Origin of the sequence: Enterococcus camelliae, assembly GCF_042685105.1 — a bacterium.
Classification (GTDB): Bacteria; Bacillota; Bacilli; order Lactobacillales; family Enterococcaceae; genus Enterococcus_G; species Enterococcus_G camelliae.
Window position 1 is genome coordinate 108,176 of sequence record NZ_JBHUMO010000072.1, and the last position, 18,184, is coordinate 126,359.

Annotated in this window: 16 protein-coding genes; 8 read left to right on the forward strand and 8 right to left on the reverse strand. The window is 38.7% G+C overall.

Features of this window, described 5'->3' with window-relative positions; translation table 11 throughout:
* Positions 1–170: 170 nt before the first annotated feature.
* The 6 genes from gyrA to dnaA form a co-directional block, all read right to left on the reverse strand.
* Positions 171–2,654: a DNA gyrase subunit A gene (gene gyrA / locus ACFSR0_RS11730; protein WP_379982950.1), complete on the reverse strand. Its 2,484-nt coding sequence runs from the start codon at positions 2,652–2,654 to the stop codon at positions 171–173.
* 23 nt (positions 2,655–2,677) lie between these two features.
* Complete coding sequence (gyrB, locus tag ACFSR0_RS11735; RefSeq protein ID WP_379982952.1) at positions 2,678–4,627, reverse strand: DNA topoisomerase (ATP-hydrolyzing) subunit B; 1,950 nt, start codon at positions 4,625–4,627, stop codon at positions 2,678–2,680.
* On the reverse strand, positions 4,624–5,748 hold the full coding sequence (gene recF / locus ACFSR0_RS11740) for a DNA replication/repair protein RecF (RefSeq protein ID WP_379982954.1): 1,125 nt from the start codon (positions 5,746–5,748) through the stop codon (positions 4,624–4,626). Before recF ends, gyrB begins: the two co-directional genes overlap by 4 nt.
* Positions 5,735–5,974, reverse strand: coding sequence for a S4 domain-containing protein YaaA (gene yaaA, locus ACFSR0_RS11745; protein ID WP_379982956.1), 240 nt, complete (start codon positions 5,972–5,974; stop codon positions 5,735–5,737). Before yaaA ends, recF begins: the two co-directional genes overlap by 14 nt.
* A gap of 218 nt (positions 5,975–6,192) precedes the next feature.
* Entirely contained in the window at positions 6,193–7,323 is a 1,131-nt protein-coding gene (dnaN, locus tag ACFSR0_RS11750; protein WP_379982958.1) for a DNA polymerase III subunit beta, read from the reverse strand.
* A gap of 164 nt (positions 7,324–7,487) precedes the next feature.
* Positions 7,488–8,828: a chromosomal replication initiator protein DnaA gene (gene dnaA, locus ACFSR0_RS11755; RefSeq protein ID WP_379982960.1), complete on the reverse strand. Its 1,341-nt coding sequence runs from the start codon at positions 8,826–8,828 to the stop codon at positions 7,488–7,490.
* A 546-nt stretch (positions 8,829–9,374) separates the two neighbouring features.
* Here dnaA and rpmH point away from each other — a divergent pair.
* From rpmH to ACFSR0_RS11780, 5 genes are all read left to right on the forward strand, one after another.
* Positions 9,375–9,509 carry a 50S ribosomal protein L34 gene (rpmH, locus tag ACFSR0_RS11760; RefSeq protein WP_379982962.1) on the forward strand — a complete coding sequence of 45 codons (135 nt, stop codon included), beginning with the start codon at positions 9,375–9,377 and terminating at the stop codon, positions 9,507–9,509.
* Between the two features lie 119 nt (positions 9,510–9,628).
* Positions 9,629–9,967 carry a ribonuclease P protein component gene (gene rnpA / locus ACFSR0_RS11765; RefSeq protein WP_379982964.1) on the forward strand — a complete coding sequence of 113 codons (339 nt, stop codon included), beginning with the start codon at positions 9,629–9,631 and terminating at the stop codon, positions 9,965–9,967.
* 17 nt (positions 9,968–9,984) lie between these two features.
* Entirely contained in the window at positions 9,985–10,818 is an 834-nt protein-coding gene (locus tag ACFSR0_RS11770) for a YidC/Oxa1 family membrane protein insertase (protein WP_379982966.1), read from the forward strand.
* A gap of 29 nt (positions 10,819–10,847) precedes the next feature.
* Complete coding sequence (gene jag / locus ACFSR0_RS11775) at positions 10,848–11,591, forward strand: RNA-binding cell elongation regulator Jag/EloR (RefSeq protein WP_379982968.1); 744 nt, start codon at positions 10,848–10,850, stop codon at positions 11,589–11,591.
* 142 nt (positions 11,592–11,733) lie between these two features.
* Positions 11,734–12,507, forward strand: a complete 774-nt coding sequence (locus tag ACFSR0_RS11780; RefSeq protein WP_379982970.1) for a hypothetical protein — start codon at positions 11,734–11,736, stop codon at positions 12,505–12,507.
* Between the two features lie 71 nt (positions 12,508–12,578).
* On the opposite strand, the gene ACFSR0_RS11785 is transcribed toward ACFSR0_RS11780, so the two are convergent.
* On the reverse strand, positions 12,579–12,923 hold the full coding sequence (locus tag ACFSR0_RS11785) for a heavy metal-binding domain-containing protein (protein WP_379982972.1): 345 nt from the start codon (positions 12,921–12,923) through the stop codon (positions 12,579–12,581).
* 235 nt (positions 12,924–13,158) lie between these two features.
* On the opposite strand from ACFSR0_RS11785, the gene mnmE reads away from it, so the two are divergent.
* The 3 genes from mnmE (at position 13,159) to ACFSR0_RS11800 (ending at position 17,384) form a co-directional block, all read left to right on the forward strand.
* Entirely contained in the window at positions 13,159–14,556 is a 1,398-nt protein-coding gene (gene mnmE / locus ACFSR0_RS11790) for a tRNA uridine-5-carboxymethylaminomethyl(34) synthesis GTPase MnmE (protein WP_379982974.1), read from the forward strand.
* 20 nt (positions 14,557–14,576) lie between these two features.
* A complete protein-coding gene (gene mnmG / locus ACFSR0_RS11795; RefSeq protein WP_379982976.1) occupies positions 14,577–16,481 on the forward strand; it encodes a tRNA uridine-5-carboxymethylaminomethyl(34) synthesis enzyme MnmG in 1,905 nt (634 codons plus the stop codon).
* A gap of 183 nt (positions 16,482–16,664) precedes the next feature.
* Positions 16,665–17,384: a DUF2087 domain-containing protein gene (locus ACFSR0_RS11800; RefSeq protein WP_379982978.1), complete on the forward strand. Its 720-nt coding sequence runs from the start codon at positions 16,665–16,667 to the stop codon at positions 17,382–17,384.
* Between the two features lie 139 nt (positions 17,385–17,523).
* On the opposite strand, the gene ACFSR0_RS11805 is transcribed toward ACFSR0_RS11800, so the two are convergent.
* Positions 17,524–18,150, reverse strand: a complete 627-nt coding sequence (locus tag ACFSR0_RS11805) for an SdpI family protein (protein ID WP_379982980.1) — start codon at positions 18,148–18,150, stop codon at positions 17,524–17,526.
* Positions 18,151–18,184: the final 34 nt, after the last annotated feature.

The following is an 18,184-nucleotide window of genomic DNA, read 5'->3' on the forward strand; positions in this document are numbered from 1 at the left end:
CTCTAAGAGCAGAGAGAGTTGTCTTTTGACTACTCACAAACAAAAATTATACATAATTATCAACGAAAACGCAAGGTTTTTCTTTTCAATCCGCTTCTTCTCTTCTCAATAGATAATTACGCAAAAAAAGAAGGAATGTTTACCAATGTGTAAACATTCCCCTAATTGTTTTAATCGTTCGTTTCATTCTCTGTAGATTCTGTTTGTTCAATCTCTTCTTGTTCTTCAGGTTCAACTCTAGCCATTGTCACAACTTTTGCATCGTCTTCCATTTTCATCAACCGAACACCGAGTGTTGCGCGTCCTGTTTGCGAAACAGCGGCCACATTAAAGCGAATAATAACCCCTTTATCAGTGATTACTAATATATCTTCATCTCCTGTTACGGTTGTCAAACCAGCCAAAGGACCATTTTTCGTGGTAATATTCGCGGTCTTAATTCCTTTTCCACCGCGGCCTTTGATTGGGTACTCTTTACTGGCTGTTCGTTTTCCATAACCATTTTCAGTAATAACGAGTACTTCGTTTTCTGGAGACAGGATAGCCGTACCAACTACATAGTCTTCTTCACGTAAACGAATGCCTCTGACACCTGCAGCGGTCCGACCCATGTCTCGAACTGCGCTTTCCGAGAAAGTAACTGAATAGCCACCATGTGTGCCAATAATGATTGGATCATTGCCAGTAGTTTGTAATACATTGACCAACTCATCTTGATCTTTTAAGCCAATAGCAATCAACCCATTACTGCGGATATTGGAGAAGGCTTGCACCGCCGTTCGTTTGACGATTCCCAATTTCGTAGTGAAAAAGAGATACTGTTCTGATGAATCATGGTCTTTGACAGCAATGATTGCTTGGATTCGCTCAGAGGAATCAATTCCTAATAGATTGATAACTGGAATTCCTTTCGCAGTACGACCATATTCCGGAATTTCGTAGCCCTTCGCCTTGTACACTTTACCAGCGTTCGTAAAGAACAATACAACATCATGCGTTGAGCATGAAACCAATGTTTTGACGAAATCTTCATCATGGACACCCATTCCTTGAACACCACGACCTCCACGACGTTGTGCCCGGAATTCAGTATTGGCTACTCGCTTAATATAGCCATTATTGGTCAAAGTAATCACAATTTCTTCTTCTTCAATTAAATCTTCATCTTCTAAAGACAATACTTCACCAACAAGTAGTTCTGTTCGACGTTTGTCACCAAACCGATTTCCTAAGTCTTGTAATTCTTCTTTGATGATTTGCACGACACGTTCTGGGCGTGCAAGAATGTCTTCCAAATCAGAGATAAATTTCAACAATTCTTGGTATTCATTTTCAATTTTTTCGCGTTCCAATCCTGTTAAACGACGAAGACGCATATCCAAGATTGCTTGTGCTTGACGATCAGAGAACTCAAACCGTTCAATTAACGTGGTCTTGGCCTCATCATCACTTTTTGATCCACGTATAATCGCAATGATTTCATCAATATGGTCTAAGGCAATCCGTAATCCTTCTAAGATATGGGCGCGCGCTTCCGCTTTTTTCTTATCGAAAATTGTTCGTCTAGTAATGACTTCTTTTTGGTGCTCGATGTAATTTTCCAAAATGCGTTTCAAGCTTAAAATTTTGGGAACACCTTTTTCAATTGCAAGCATGTTAAAGCCAAAAGAAGATTGTAACGCCGTCATTTTATAAATATTATTTAAAATGACGGATGCACTAACATCTCTTCGCACTTCAATCACAATTCGCATGCCTTGGCGATTCGATTCATCGCGCAAAGCAGTGATGCCTTCAATTCGTTTGTCACGATGCAATTCAGAAATACGTTCAATTAATTTTGCTTTATTAACCATGTATGGCAATTCTGTGATGAGAATCCGTTCCTTTCCATTGGCTATCTCATCAATTTCAACTCGGCCACGAACTATGATTGATCCTTTTCCCGTTTCATAGGCGCGTCGGATACCAGATTTTCCCATGACTATGCCACCAGTTGGAAAATCGGGACCAGGCAATACCTCCATCAACTCACTTGTGGTGACTTCTGGATTGTCCATGACTAAATCAATGGCCGCAATGACTTCATTCAGGTTATGTGGTGGAATATTGGTTGCCATCCCAACAGCTATCCCTGTCGTTCCATTGACTAGTAGGTTGGGGAAACGAGCTGGTAAAACAGCCGGTTCTCGCTCTGTATCATCATAGTTGCTTTGAAAATCAACGGTATCTTTATTAATGTCTCGTAACATTTCAACCGCTAATTTACTCATTCTGGCTTCCGTATACCGCATCGCCGCAGCACCATCACCATCGACTGAACCAAAGTTCCCATGACCGTCTACGAGCATATAACGGTAACTAAATGGTTGCGCCATCCGAACCATTGATTCATAGATAGCACTATCTCCATGTGGATGATATTTCCCCATGACATCGCCGACAATCCGGGCAGATTTTTTATGGGGCTTATCTGGTGTTACTCCTAATTCATTCATACCATATAAGATACGCCGATGAACGGGTTTTAAGCCATCTCTTACATCTGGAAGGGCCCTAGCAACAATAACACTCATGGCATAATCAATAAAGGACTCTTTCATTTCACTTGTCAAATTGACGCTGTGAATATTTTGTTTTGCTTCTTCACTCAACTAAACTTCCTCCTTTATGATCGTTAAATATCCAGGTTTTTCACGTAATGTGCATTCTCTTCAATGAATGCTCGACGCGGCTCTACACGATCACCCATTAACATTTCAAAAATCTGATCTGCTTCAATTGCATCATCGACGCTTACTTGAAGCATCAATCGATTTTCAGGATCCATCGTTGTTTCCCAAAGTTGATGATCGTCCATTTCCCCAAGACCTTTGTACCGTTGCACATTAGGTTTTGGCGAAGCTGGCAGTGATGCGACAATTCGCTTTAATTCATCTTCTGCCTTTTTGCCCGGTTGAACATACGTAATATTTTTCCCTTGCTTTACTCCATACAATGGTGGTTGAGCAATATAAACATAACCTGCTTCGACGATTGGACGCATATACCGATAAAACAACGTCAATAACAACGTACGAATATGCGCACCATCCACATCAGCATCCGTCATAATCACCAATTTATGATAACGTGCTTTCGCGACATCAAAATCGGCCCCAAATCCTGTTCCCATCGCTGTAAATAAAGAGCGAATTTCTTCATTAGCCAGGATTTTGTCCATGCTTGCTTTTTCAACATTTAAAATTTTCCCACGAATAGGTAAGATTGCTTGAAATTCCCGATCTCGACCTTGTTTCGCTGATCCACCGGCTGAATCCCCTTCGACAATAAACAATTCGCATTTGTCCGCTTCACGACTCGAACAATCTGCTAATTTACCTGGTAGACTGCTAATCTCTAGCGCACCTTTGCGTCGTGTAACTTCACGCGCGCGCTTTGCAGCCAACCGCGCTTTTGATGCCAGCAAACCTTTCTCAACAATTTGTCGACCCACTGTTGGATTTTCCATCAGAAATTTTGCAAAATGCTCTGAAAACAAACGATCTGTCACTGTTCGAACTTCAGAATTTCCTAATTTCGTTTTGGTTTGTCCCTCAAACTGTGGATCAGGGTGTTTGATGGAAATAACTGCTGTTAATCCTTCGCGAACATCTTCTCCGGAAAGATTTTCATCCGACTCTTTCATTAATTTTTGCTTACGAGCATAGTCATTAATGACACGCGTCAAAGCTGTTTTAAACCCCGATTCGTGAGTCCCGCCTTCATATGTATGAATATTATTGGCAAAGCTTAACAAATTGGTGTGATACCCATCTGTGTATTGCATAGATACTTCCACACTAATTTCTTGTTGATTGCCTTCTAAATAAATTGGTTCTGGGAAAAGAACGGTTTTGTTGGCATTCAAATGTTCAACATAGCTCTTAATTCCACCCTCAAAATGATAGTGACGGATTTCAGGTGTTTCTTTTCTTTTGTCTTCAATGGAGATATGCAAGCCACGATTCAAGAATGCTAGTTCCCGAATCCGCGTGGCTAATTTTTCAAATTCAAATTCAATCGTTTCACGAAAAATTTCAGGATCTGGTACAAAATGGACTTCCGTACCATGGCGATCTGTTTCTCCGATAATCGTTAAATCATCAACGACTGCACCTCGATGATACTCTTGAAAATAGACCTTGCCTTCTTTGTAAACTTTGACATCCAACGTTGTTGAAAGAGCATTAACAACGGAAGACCCTACACCGTGGAGCCCGCCAGAAACTTTGTATCCGCCTCCACCAAATTTTCCTCCAGCATGGAGGACAGTAAAGACCGTTTCGACAGCTGGACGACCAGTCTTGGCTTGAATATCGACAGGGATACCACGTCCATCGTCAGTTACCGTAATACTGTTGTCTTTTTCGACGACAACTTCGATTTTTGTGGCAAATCCTGCCAATGCTTCGTCAATTGAATTATCAACGATTTCCCAAACTAAGTGATGTAGACCTTCTGAACTTGTTGATCCGATATACATTCCTGGACGTTTTCGAACAGCTTCTAATCCTTCTAATACCTGAATTTGACTGGCATCGTATTCTCTTGCGCGTTCGACTAAACTTTTTTCCTCTTCAGTCATTCCGTATTCTCTCCTTCTAATTTTCCTTGATTCACATGATAAATAGCGGGTTGGACGGTCATTTTGTCTCGTACATGTTCCAGAGTGGTCGTTGTTAAAAAGGTTTGCACCTTCCCTTCAATCGCCTCCAGTAAATGCACTTGACGGGAATCATCAAGTTCGCTCATCACATCGTCTAGCAGTAAGATAGGGTATTCTCCCGTTTCAGCTTTCATTAAATCAATTTCTGCTAATTTTATACTCAGTGCAGTTGTTCGTTGTTGCCCCTGAGAACCATACGTTTGTACATTCTTTCCGTTAATGAAGAAGATCAATTCATCTCTATGGGGACCTATAAGGGTCATTTGGCGAAACAATTCTTTGGAGCGAATAGCTTGAAAAGCTTGATTGTACGCACTCTCAATTTCTTCAATCGTTGTAACTGATTGAAAAGGTACGGTTACCTCATATTGCAGTGTTAGTTCTTCTTTCTTTTGACTAATCGTTTGATGCAAGGCATTCGCCCAATACTCAAGCTGTTTCACAAAATTGATTCGTGTCCATAATATTTTGCTGCCAAACGTCACTAACTGTTCCGTCAAGATATCTAGATACAGTGGATCCGTTTGTTTTTTTTCAGCTAACTGCTTTAAATAATGGTTTCGTTGTTTCAAAACTTGTTGGTATTGAACCAAATTGTATAAATATACAGAATCAATTTGACCGATTTCCATATCAAGAAATTTGCGACGTAATTGTGGCGTTCCCTTCACTAATGACAAATCTTCTGGTGCAAATAAAATAACATTTAATTGACCAATATAACTGCTCAATTTTTTTTGCTCAATATGGTTAACCTTGGTTTTTCGTCCCTTTTTCGTTAATCCTAATTCGAGTGGAATTTGTTGTTGCTTTTTCTCGATGATTCCACCTAAATAGGCATCAGGATAATTCCACTCAATTAATTCTTGTTCATTTGTCGTGCGATGACTTCGTGTCATCGCAAGTACATATATACTTTCAAGTAAATTGGTTTTTCCCTGTGCATTCTCTCCCAGAAAAATAACCAAGTCTTTAGAAAATGTCAGATCCAACTCGTCATAATTACGAAAATGTCGTAATTTTAGACTATTCAACCTCATCGTTTTGAGCCTGCTTTGCTATAAAATATGTCCCATAAGAAGGGATTTCGATCATCATGCTCCCGTATAGTTTGCGACCACGACGGTTTTCCAATTCCCCATCTACAAAGACACTATTTTCTGCTAAAAACCATTTGGCTTGTCCACCACTACTGATAATAGATGCTTCTTTTAGCATTTGTCCTAAGGTCATGTACTCTGATGTCAAAAAGATTTTCTCTTTCATTTTTCCCCTCTATTCTTCGCTAGACATATGCTTTTATTATACCCTTAAAATAGGGATAAAACAAATTTTCACCTATAAATTTCGTTATACGGCTTGTTAACTATTTTTGATAGATTTTAATAAAAATAAAAAACAGGGCTTAAACGTTCATTTAAGCCCTGTTTTTGTATTTGTTATCATTTTCTTCATTTTCATGTGTTGTTTCATTTCGTTGAAAATCAATTCGTGCGTACAGGTGTGATTAATTGAATAAAATTCGCTTCTCCCTCGGTTGGTTCCAGCGTAAATGGACGAATAGCGGAAATAAATTTGATTGCAATCGTTGTATCTCCGAAAGCACGCAAGGCAGCTTTCATATAATCAGGATTAAAGGAAATTTCTAAAGGATCCCCACTAACTTTTTCGTAATTTAGTGATTCCTCAACTTTTCCTACTTCTGGTGAATTTCCATATAACACCACATCCTCATCGGATATAGATAGTTTGACAATGTTGTTTCGTCCTTCATGTGACAATAAAGAAGCACGTTCGATTGCCGCTAAAAGGGCAGGAACAGAAAACTCAATTTCGGTATTAAAACTAGTTGGGATTAAACGATTGGTATCTGGATAAGTTCCTTCAAGTAATCGAGAATAAAATTTCATCGTCTCAGTTTCAAATAAAACTTGATTTTCCATGATACTCATCTCAAGTTGCTCCTCGTTCTCTCCTAGAGAACGAGACAATTCTGTCAAACTTTTTCCTGGAATAACAATATTGATTTGATCAGATTGACTTTCTAAAGGAATGGTTCGTTGACTTAAACGGTGTGAATCCGTAGCAACGGCCACAAGTTGATTATTCTTTAAAGTCATATGAACCCCAGTTAAAATCGGGCGACTCTCGTGTTGTGAAACAGCAAACACAGTTTCATTGATCAATTGATTGACGATTTCTACAGGAATGGTCAATTGTTGATTGGTTTCGACAACTGGTAAATGAGGGTAATTATCTGCATCTAAGCCATTAACAGTAAAACTAGCTTTTCCAGAAGTAATCAAGACTTGATTATTTTCAATGACTTCAAGTGTAAAGGTTTCTTCTGGTAAGCGACGAACAATTTCACTAAAAAACCGTGCTTGTAAAACAATCGCGCCTGTTTGTTCAATTTGCATATTGGCTTTTTCATCATGAACACTTAGAAACGTTTCAATGGAAATATCAGCATTGCTACCAGTAAGAGTCAAACCTTGATTACTTAATTGAATTTTTACGCCCGTTAGGATGGGAATGGTAGTTTTACTTGAAATAGCACGTTGAACTGTTTGTAATTCTTGAATGAATGTTCCTCGATGTAAGGTGACTTTCATAATAATGGACAACTCCTTTAAACTTAATGGTAAATAAAAAATAGTCGTAGTAATAGGCTTGTTTATATTGTGGAAAACTATGGTTGAATCGTTTGTGTTAAAGTTTTCCACTTGTGTATAACCTGTGGAAAAGTCAATGAGTTTTCCAACTTTATTATCCACAGCTATGTCAAAATGATTTGTTTAATTTCTGCTACTTCATTTTGGAGAATCGCGTCACTTTGTAGCAATTGTTGAATTTTTTCATGGGCATGGATGACAGTGGTATGATCTTTCCCACCGAATTCAGCTCCAATTTTTGGTAAAGAATTGTCAGTTAATTCTCGTGAAAGAAACATTGCGATTTGTCTAGGAACAACAATGCTTTTTACACGTTTTTTTCCTTTTAAATCCTTTAAGGGGATATGGTAATATTTCGCAACTTCTTCTTGAATATGGAGAATGGAAACTTGATTCAGGTGGTGAGTTGATTTTAAAGCCTTCAGCGCTTCTGCTGCAAGACTCGTTGATATATCTGAATTTCTCATTGCAGCAAAGGCCTGTACTCTGACAAGTGCCCCTTCTAACTCACGAATATTTGAATCAATTTGGCCGGCGATATAACTTAAGGTATCATCAGGAATCTCCAAATTTTCCGCTTCGGCTTTTTTTCGTAAAATTGCTGTTCTGGTTTCTAAGTCTGGTGGCGTAATGTCAACGGATAATCCCCATGCAAAACGTGATACCAATCGTTCTGGCAAGGTTGGTATTTCATTTGGTAAACGATCACTTGTTAGAACGATTTGTTTATTGTTTAGATACAGTTCTTCAAACGTGTTGAAAAACTCTTCTTGTGTTCCTTCTTTATTAACTAAAAACTGAATATCGTCTACCAGCAGTAAATCAACTGTTCGGTATTCGTTTCGGAATTCTTCCATTTCTTTTCGTTTTATGGAGTTAATAAAATCATTTGTAAAATTTTCACTACTTACGTATTTGATACGGGCATTGGGTCTTTTTTGTAACATTTGATGACCGATGGCGTGCATCAAATGTGTTTTACCAAGACCAACTCCACCGTAGAAAAAAAGAGGATTATAAATAGATCCTGGATCTTCTGCGACGACAAGTGCGGCTGCATGAGCCATTTGGTTCCCTTTCCCAATAACGAAGGTATCAAAGGTATATTTTGGATTTAACATGGCCTTTGGGGGCAGCTCATTCTTTTTCTCAGCTTGAACTGCTTGCGGTTCAAGCTTCTTTTGATAATCAACTGCTTCCTCAGGAGTAAGGAAGGTTGGAAATAACTCTTCTCCATTTAACAGGTACCCAGTTTCCAAAATTTGACCAGCTAGGTTTTTTTCCCAGTAATTTTTATGTAATTCGCTTGGCACTTCAATAATAAGTTGGTTATTTTGAAAGGAAAGAGGCTTGGCTGTGTCTACCCAAGTATTGTAGCTGACAAAATTCATCTCTTTTTTGTAACGCTCTTGCAACTCTTTCCAGATGGCATCAAGAGATGGCATCGTCATCTCCCCCAATTCTAAAAAATTTTTAAAGCATGGATAGTACTAATGTAGCATGGATAAGAAAAGTTTTCCACAGATATTAGCGAATAAATAAAAAAAATACAAATTTTTCCACAATGTGAAAAAAGAAAAAAAAAGAAAAGAACAAACGTGAATAAAGTTTTCCACAGTCAAAAGAAACAGTGTGGAAAACTGGGATATTTTGAAATTATCCACAGATTAACTTGGAAAACAAAGAGCAGGGTAAGAATGTTTTCAAAGGATATCCACAATTAAAAATATCTTTGTGGATATCTTTTACCGTCCAGTGTATTTGTGCAAAAGTGGGTCCGTAAGTGAAGAATAGTTTTGAGAAGAGAGTGGCACATCCACAAGTCATTTTTCCCTAATCACATAAATTGTGGATAAACATTTTTCCAATCTATCTGATGGCGAGAGAGTTTGATTTGCATTTTTGTATTGACAAAATTATGGGAAAGTCGTTATAATATCAAGGTATGTCTGTACATAGAGATAACAGGAATTACGTTGGAGGTGAATTGAATGAAAAGAACGTATCAACCAAATAAAAGAAAACATCAAAAAGTTCATGGTTTTCGTAAACGCATGAGCACTAAAAACGGACGTCGCGTCATTGCGAGTCGTCGTCGGAAAGGCAGAAAGGTTCTTTCTGCATAAGCCACTGAGCCTCAGTGGTTTTTTTTGTACCCTTTTTTAGGAGAAACAGGTGAAGACTTGTCCTTGATTATGGTATGATTGGGAAGTGAGTATAAGGAAAAGGAATGAATGATCACAGGATGAGAAAGGCATATCGTGTAAAGAAAGAACTCGATTTTCAACGAGTATATCAAACCAAAAATTCATATGCGAACCGCAAATTTATTGTATATGTATTGGCAAAACCTGAACAACCTCATTTTCGTGTAGGCATATCGGTTGGAAAGAAAGTGGGAAATGCTGTTCATCGTAATGCAGTTAAGCGCAAAATTCGTGCCAGTATCCAAGCAATGCAAAAGGATATTGTGAAAGAACAAGATTTTATTGTTATTGCCCGTCCAGGTGTATCAGATTTATCTTCTCAGGAAGTGTACTCGAACTTAAAACATGTATTCGCGCTTGCGGGAATTATTAACTAGAGAGAGGAATGTGTTGTGTGAAAAAAAGGAAGCGTCTACTTATGACGGGAAGCTTTGCCATCTTAGCATTGCTTTTGTCAGCATGTGGTACGAGTCAGGTGACGGCTCAAAGTACAGGAATATGGGATCGGTACATTGTTTTTTATTTTGCTGAGGCGATTAAAGCGTTGTCGTTTGGGAATGCCGGAATAGGGATAATCTTATTTACGATTGTCATTCGAGTCATTTTACTACCATTGATGCATTTTCAAACAAAAAGCATGCGTAAAACGCAAGATTTGCAACCACAGCTTAAAAAGTTACAAGCTGAATATTCTTCAAAGGATATGCAAACGCAACAAAAATTGCGCGAAGAAACGCAAAGATTGTACGCCGAAAATAATGTCAATCCTTATATAGGATGTTTGCCATTGGTTATACAAATGCCAATTTTAATGGCTTTGTGGCAAGCTATTTCACGCGTACCTGCGTTGACTGAAGGCCATTTTCTATGGTTACAGTTAGGGTTGAAAGATCCATATTATATTTTACCAATTCTAGCTGCTATTTTTACCTTTGCAAGCACCTACTTATCAAGCATGAGTCAAATTGAATCGAATGCGAGCATGAAGATTATGAATATTTTTATGCCATTGATGATTTTGTTTATGGGGGTCAATTTAGCAAGTGGACTGTCACTTTATTGGGTGATTTCTAATGGTTTCCAAGTATTGCAAACATTATTGATTAATAATCCTTTTGTAATACGTAAAGAGCGCGAAGAGGCTGCCTTGCTAGTAAAAGAAAAAGAACGGGCCTTAAAAAAGGCTAGAAATCAAGCACTAAATAGCAAGAAAAAAAGGAAAAAATAGCAACAATGGGATAGAAAGGAGTTTTGACTATGCCAATTTATGAGGGCACAACAGTTGAAGAGGCCATTCGGCGAGGTCTATCGGATTTGGGACTTTCTTCTGATAAAGTAACGATGACAACGTTAGAAGAGGGGAAAAAAGGGTTTTTAGGAATGGGAAAAAAGACAGCTCGAGTACAAATTGAGCCTGTAACCATACCTACTGAACAAATTATTCTGAAAGAGAGTTTGATTGAAGAGGAAGTTTCAGAGCGTATTCAACCAGAAAAAGACAAGTTTGAGGCAAACGAACCAAAGCAAGAGCAACAGGCCACATCAGATGAAGAAATATTGACGCAGTTGGCTATGTACCTTACTGCTATAACCAAAGCACTATCTGCTCCAGCTTTGGTAAAATTTACTCGTGATGAAGACCAAGTCGTTGTGCATTTGCAGACCGAAAAACAGGGTATGTTAATTGGCAAACATGGGAAAATTTTAAATGCTTTGCAATATTTGGCTCAGGTGTTTGTCCATCGTCTTTCAAAAAATAAATTGTCTATTGTGCTAAATGTAGGGGATTATCGTGAAAAACGTCAAGTAATTTTGGAACGCTTAGCTCAGAAAACGGCAGATAAAGTTAAACAAACTGGTCGCCCAGTGTTTCTTGAACCGATGCCTGCATTTGAACGCAAACAAATTCACGCCGCATTAAGTAAAAATCCAACAATCCAAACACACTCTGAAGGTGATGAGCCTTATCGTTACCTTGTAGTTGAACCAGTTAGAAAATAAGATTTCATCGACAAAAACACATCCCAGTGAAAATCTAAGGGGATGTGTTTTTGTCTATCTAGTTGCCATTCAAAGAAAATAAGCACATTCATTTAGAAAGAAAAAGCGAATTGCTATAATGGAGTTGATAAGGAGGAAGGGTATGAAAGGATCATTTACTTGGAATGGGACGGAATGTTTAGGTACATTGCCTGGGGAGTATGGGACGATTTTACTTCTGCAAAAATTACCAGAGGGAGAAGTTCCAGCTGGAGCAGTTGCTTTATTTATGATGCAACGCAAATTAGTGGCTATTTCAGATAAGGCAATTGTGAAAGAGTATGATCGGGTCATTCTATTGCACCCCACATGGACCATCGAGCAGCAGTATTTTTTACACTTTTTACGTAATTACAGTCAAGAACACCAATGGTTACCATCAATTGATCGAAAGCCAGTACCTGAGCATTTTGAAGGAATCATTATGGCTTATTTTATCGAAATTGTTGCCCTTTTAAATTGGTGGGGCTACGATTTTGCTCACTGTGCCACAGTACCGACGAAAAAAGCTGGAAAACCTCGTCATCGTTGGTCCAAAGCGATTAGTACGATGCCTTTTTATACGGAATACAAAGGAGTGAAAGCCACCGTTTATTGGCAAAAAAGAAATGAACTTATACTGAAAAAAGGAGCACAGCTATTACCGGAAACGCCTTTAAATAAAGATGGTTCCGTGGGATTTGCGGCAAAATTTGCCTTGACATTGCGTCAGGAAAACTCAGATAAATTTGATGAAACGTTCTTGACAACAGAGGATATTACGCTAAAAAGTGTCAATGAGATGGGGCATTTTCTTTATTTTGCGGGGACAAATAGTTGGCAACAATTCAAAGACAAAGAAGGAAAAACACTAGATGAGTGGACGATTATAGAATAAATCATCAGAAAAAAAGCGAATCACGCCAACGATACCAAAACAATGGTCATCGCTAGCATGATTCAATTTTTTTATCCGCCAATGGTTGATTGAACAAATTGAACGACAGTACCATACGCAAAAATTTCTAAAAATGTTGTGCCATCAGGACGAACCATATGATCGTGCTCAAAATGACAGTGGATAACCGCGTTGGCTCCATAAGAAACGGCTTTTTCTTGTAAACGATAGGAAACGTTGGCGAGCAAATCATTTGGATCAACCAGTGGATCAAACAAATCAACTTCTAGTTTTTCTGAAGCAAAGACAATGTCTCTTACGATATAGGGTCTGTCGACGTTGCCCGTGGAAAGAATAATTTCTTGAATGCGTCTATTCTCTTCTTCAGAATGGTCTTCTTTTCGGAATAATCCCATACTATCATCACCTTTCATTATTTTTCTAAGTGTAACGTGTTTTGGCGAATTGTGCAAAGAAGAATTGAGAAGAAAAGTGGTTATGATAAGAGGACATAGCTTGTCACCAGCAAAAAAATATGCTAATCTATGACCAGAATAAAGCGAACAAGCAGTCAAAGTGCAACGTTCACCTAGTAAAGATAGGTGGAGTGGGCACTTTTTTTGTGCGATAAAAAGCAAAGGAGAAGGAAAAGTGGCTGAAATTACCAAAGAATTTGATACGATTGCAGCAATTTCGACACCGCCTGGCGAAGGAGCAATTAGTATCGTGCGTCTAAGTGGAGATCAAGCAATTCCGATTGCAACCAAAGTCTTTCAAGCAGGGACTAAGCGACTCATGGATGTGCCAAGTCATACAATTCATTATGGACATATTTTTGACCCCAATTCGGAGCAAATTGTGGATGAAGTCATGGTTTCTGTGATGCGAGCACCAAAAACTTTTACGAGAGAAGATGTCGTGGAAATCAATTGTCACGGAGGAATTGTCGTTGTCAATCAACTTTTGCAATTACTTTTGCGGCAAGGGGCCCGCTTGGCTGAACCGGGTGAATTTACGAAACGAGCCTTTTTAAATGGACGTGTGGATTTGTCACAAGCGGAGGCTGTAATGGATCTGATTCGTGCCAAAACAGATAAAGCGATGAATTTAGCTTTGAGTCAATTGGATGGAAACTTATCAAATTTGATTCGTACGTTACGGCAGGAAATTTTAGAGACACTGGCTCAAGTAGAGGTCAACATCGATTATCCGGAATACGATGACGTAGAAGAGTTAACAAGCAAATTGTTAGTAGAAAAAGCGCATCAAGTCCAAAGTCAAATTCAGGCATTGTTACAAACAGCCAAACAAGGGAAAATTTTACGCGAAGGATTAGATACGGCGATTATCGGACGGCCAAATGTCGGTAAGTCAAGCTTACTGAATCATTTGCTACGCGAAGAGAAAGCAATCGTGACCGATGTCGCTGGTACGACGCGCGATGTTATTGAAGAATACGTGAATGTGCGAGGAGTCCCGTTGAAATTAGTTGATACTGCGGGAATTCGTGAAACCGAGGACATTGTGGAACGCATAGGCGTAGAACGGAGCCGAAAAGCATTGGCAAAGGCGGATTTAATTTTACTGGTGCTCAACCAAAATGAACCACTATCTGCCGAGGATCGTCAATTGCTTGCAGCGACAGATGCAAGCAAACGAATCATTTTGTTGAATAAAAATGATTTACCCAATGAACTAGATCGCAAGGCATTATTATCTTTCACTGGAGATTCCCCCGTTTTTGAGGTATCTGTTTTGGAAAATGCAGGTCTTGACAAATTGGAACAGGCAATTGCTGCATTGTTTTTCGGAGGGGAAACGACAGACAAGGACGCTTCTTATGTATCCAATACTCGTCATATCGCCTTGCTTGAGCATGCCTCTCAAGCGCTCTCTGAAGTGATTGTAGGCATTGAAGCGGGTATGCCAGTAGATTTAGTCCAAATCGATATGACCCGTTGTTGGGACGATTTAGGTGAAATCGTCGGCGACAGTGTCCAAGATGAATTAATCACACAATTATTTAGTCAATTTTGTTTAGGAAAATAAAAAAGAGGAGTAACGAAACGATGCAAGAATATCAAGGAGAAGCATTCGATGTTATCGTTGTAGGTGCGGGACATGCAGGCTCAGAAGCAGCCCTAGCCGCCAGTCGAATGGGAAACAAAACATTATTATTAACGATTAATTTAGATATGGTTGGCTTTATGCCTTGTAATCCTTCTGTTGGTGGACCAGCTAAGGGAGTAGTGGTTCGTGAGATTGATGCCTTAGGTGGAGAAATGGGGAACAACATCGATAAAACTTATATTCAAATGCGAATGCTAAATACTGGGAAAGGCCCAGCAGTGCGCGCTTTAAGAGCACAAGCGGACAAACATGCCTATTCTTCAGAAATGAAACACACCATTGAAAAAGAACCAAATTTGACCTTACGTCAAGGCCTTGTTGAACGCTTAATTGTTGAAGATCGTATATGTAAAGGTGTTGTTACTGCAACTGGTGCACGTTATGCAGCAAAAGCAGTAGTCATTACAGCTGGAACAGCTTTACGTGGTGAAATTATTATTGGAGAATTGAAATATTCTTCTGGTCCAAACAATTCACAACCATCTGTCGGTTTAGCGGATCATTTAAAAGAATTGGGTCTAGAAATTGCACGGTTTAAAACAGGAACTCCACCACGTGTCAAGGGGAGCACAATTGATTACAGTGTGACGGAAATCCAACCAGGAGACAAAGAACCAAACCATTTTAGTTTTGGGACACCAGACAGTGCATATAAAGTCGATCAAGAACCATGTTGGCTTACGTACACCAATGAAAAAACGCATGCTATTATTCATGAGAACCTTTACCGCGCACCAATGTTTACGGGAATTGTGGAAGGTGTAGGTGCAAGGTACTGTCCATCGATTGAAGATAAAATTGTCCGCTTTTCAGACAAACCACGCCATCAGCTTTTTTTAGAACCAGAAGGATTAAACACAGAGGAAGTATACGTACAAGGCTTATCGACATCACTACCTGAAGATGTTCAAGTGGCGATGCTTCGATCGATAGCGGGCTTAGAAGAGGTTGAGATGATGCGTACAGGCTACGCAATTGAATACGATGTTGTTGTGCCCCATCAATTACGCCCAACCTTAGAAACGAAACCAATCGCCAATCTTTTCACTGCTGGACAAACCAATGGAACAAGTGGGTATGAAGAAGCTGCTGGTCAAGGGATTATTGCTGGAATCAATGCGGCATTGAAGGTTCAAGGAAAAGAGCCGCTTATATTGAAACGTAGTGATGGCTATATTGGTGTGATGATTGATGATTTGGTCACAAAAGGAACGAATGAGCCTTATCGTCTATTAACATCCCGCGCTGAATATCGTTTATTATTACGTCATGACAATGCCGACTTACGTTTGACAGAAATGGGTCATCGAATTGGCTTAGTAAAAGAAAATCAGTATCAAGCTTTTCTCGAAAAGAAACAACACATTGAAGCTGAACTTAGTCGGCTCCGTTCAGAACGAATGAAGCCGACACAGGAAGTACAGGCCCTCTTAAATCAACGAGGATCATCGGAACTGAAAGACGGAATCTTAGCTGCTGACTTACTAAAACGGCCAGAATTAACGTATCAAGATGTTGTCCAGTTTTTACCAAGCAATCCAGAATTGAGCAAAAAAGAAATCGAGCAAGTTGAAATTCAATTAAAATATGAAGGCTACATCAACAAAGCGCTAGAAAAAGTTGAAAAATTGAAGCGCATGGAAGCCAAACGAATTCCTGAAAACATCGATTACAGTGTAATTAATGGGTTAGCTACAGAAGCCAAACAAAAATTACAAAAAATCCAACCTGAAACCCTAGCACAAGCTAGCCGCATTAGCGGTGTCAACCCAGCGGATATGAGTATTTTGATGGTGTACATCGAACAAGGAAAAATAGCAAAAGTAACAAAAGTAACGGAGTAAAAGCAACAAATAAGTTAAGGGATACTTTCATCATGTTTGATGAAGGTATCCCTCTTTTCTTGGTCACAATCGATTTTTACTATTGTTTCATGTGGAACAACATCAAAAAAAGTAAAAAATTTTGCAAACAAAATAAAAATTTGTTAGTTTATTTATAAACAAATTGAAAAGGTGTTGTTTTATATGGAAAAAGGACAATTAAAGTTACAAATGTATGAAAATGGGTGGAAGAAGGAAAAAGAAACGTTATGTTGCTTGTATTGTGAACAAAAATTTACGCTGGGCGAGATTTATTCAATGGATGAAAAATTAGTAACAGCCGAAAAAGCGATACAAAACCATCTTGAAAAAGAACACGCTGGTGCATTAGCTGCGTTACTCAGTCAATCAAAAGAGCAACTAGGAATTACCCAAACACAAAAAGAAATTCTTATTCTTTTTGCACAAAAATTGAGTGACACCGTTATTGCTCAAAGGCTGGAAATATCTACTTCAGCTGTGCGTAATCAACGCTTTAAGCTGAAGGAAAAAGAAAGGCAAGCCTATCAATTTTTAGGTGCAATGAGTCTTTTGGATGAGGGAGAGGAATGGCAGATGCATTCTGGCGCAAAAATGATTGATGAACGCTATCAAATAAGTAAAGAAGAAAGAGAGCACGTTATTGCAACTTATTTTGATAATCAGGGGCGTATCAAACAGTTCCCAAGTAAGGAAAAACGAAAGATTATTATGTTGAGTAAAATCAGCGATTGCTTTGATTTCAAAAAAAATTATTCCGAACGAGCAGTAAATGAGTTATTACAAACAATGGTGGAAGACTATGTTACCATACGCAGGTATCTGATTGAATATGGTTTTTTTAAACGTACCAAGGATGGAAGTAGCTATTGGAGACAAGGGTAATCCAATCTGAGAAAAAAATTCTGCTAGCAGGGTTCGGGAAAAAATGAATAGTGAACATCGCTCTTACACAATATTTTGTAGCAAGGAATTCATAAGCTAGCTTTTTAGTAAGGTTTGCGCTAAAAAAGTTGTTAGAAAACTAGATGCCTTTTCGATAAAGAAAATAGGAATAACCAATAGGTATGATGATAGCAACTAGTATCGGAATCAGGATAAAAGATGTGGCAAAAAACGCCATAAAGAAACTACATATACCACAAATAAGGAAAACTTTACCGGCAAAACGATGCGTCAATTCCCAATTCTTTTCACTATGGAGGGTCCAAGGAACGCGGATGCCAATGGTAGTGTTTTGTTTTGTATAAGGCAGGATAAAGCCTATTGCAAAAAGGATAAGTGCGACAAAAATCGCAGGAAAATAACGGAAAGCAGCAATATCGACACCTAAAGCATAACCATAAATACTTAACATGCTGATGGAGCCGATAATTGGGACTAGCCAATAGATGTAGCGAATAATCGCTTGGTTACGCTTATTTTGAGGATCGTTTTCGATGAAAAAAACGACAATCACTTGGATTAGCATAAAAATCAAGGGAAGACCCAGAATCGTGAATAATTTAGAACTCCAACCATTTGGGAGCCAATTATTTGAAAAATGAGTAGCCATTTGACTAGGTAGTTGCTGCCAGAAGCAAAAGCCAAATAAGGAAAAAAGTAGTAAGGGTAGACAAGAACGTAAAAGCTTTTTGTATTTTTTAGACATAAAGCAAGACCTCCTTTTGTTTTCAATAAAGCTG

Bases quoted from the DNA above. Each gene is read 5' to 3' on its own strand.
- jag (WP_379982968.1), top strand. From the start codon at position 10,848: ATGCCAATTTATGAGGGCACAACAGTTGAAGAGGCCATTCGGCGAGGT.
- ACFSR0_RS11805 (WP_379982980.1), bottom strand. From the start codon at position 18,150: ATGTCTAAAAAATACAAAAAGCTTTTACGTTCTTGTCTACCCTTACTA.
- ACFSR0_RS11785 (WP_379982972.1), bottom strand. From the start codon at position 12,923: ATGGGATTATTCCGAAAAGAAGACCATTCTGAAGAAGAGAATAGACGC.
- dnaA (WP_379982960.1), bottom strand. From the start codon at position 8,828: ATGCCATCTCTTGATGCCATCTGGAAAGAGTTGCAAGAGCGTTACAAA.
- mnmG (WP_379982976.1), top strand. From the start codon at position 14,577: ATGCAAGAATATCAAGGAGAAGCATTCGATGTTATCGTTGTAGGTGCG.
- rpmH (WP_379982962.1), top strand. From the start codon at position 9,375: ATGAAAAGAACGTATCAACCAAATAAAAGAAAACATCAAAAAGTTCAT.
- recF (WP_379982954.1), bottom strand. From the start codon at position 5,748: ATGAGGTTGAATAGTCTAAAATTACGACATTTTCGTAATTATGACGAG.
- ACFSR0_RS11780 (WP_379982970.1), top strand. From the start codon at position 11,734: ATGAAAGGATCATTTACTTGGAATGGGACGGAATGTTTAGGTACATTG.
- rnpA (WP_379982964.1), top strand. From the start codon at position 9,629: ATGAGAAAGGCATATCGTGTAAAGAAAGAACTCGATTTTCAACGAGTA.
- dnaN (WP_379982958.1), bottom strand. From the start codon at position 7,323: ATGAAAGTCACCTTACATCGAGGAACATTCATTCAAGAATTACAAACA.
- gyrB (WP_379982952.1), bottom strand. From the start codon at position 4,627: ATGACTGAAGAGGAAAAAAGTTTAGTCGAACGCGCAAGAGAATACGAT.
- yaaA (WP_379982956.1), bottom strand. From the start codon at position 5,974: ATGAAAGAGAAAATCTTTTTGACATCAGAGTACATGACCTTAGGACAA.
- ACFSR0_RS11800 (WP_379982978.1), top strand. From the start codon at position 16,665: ATGGAAAAAGGACAATTAAAGTTACAAATGTATGAAAATGGGTGGAAG.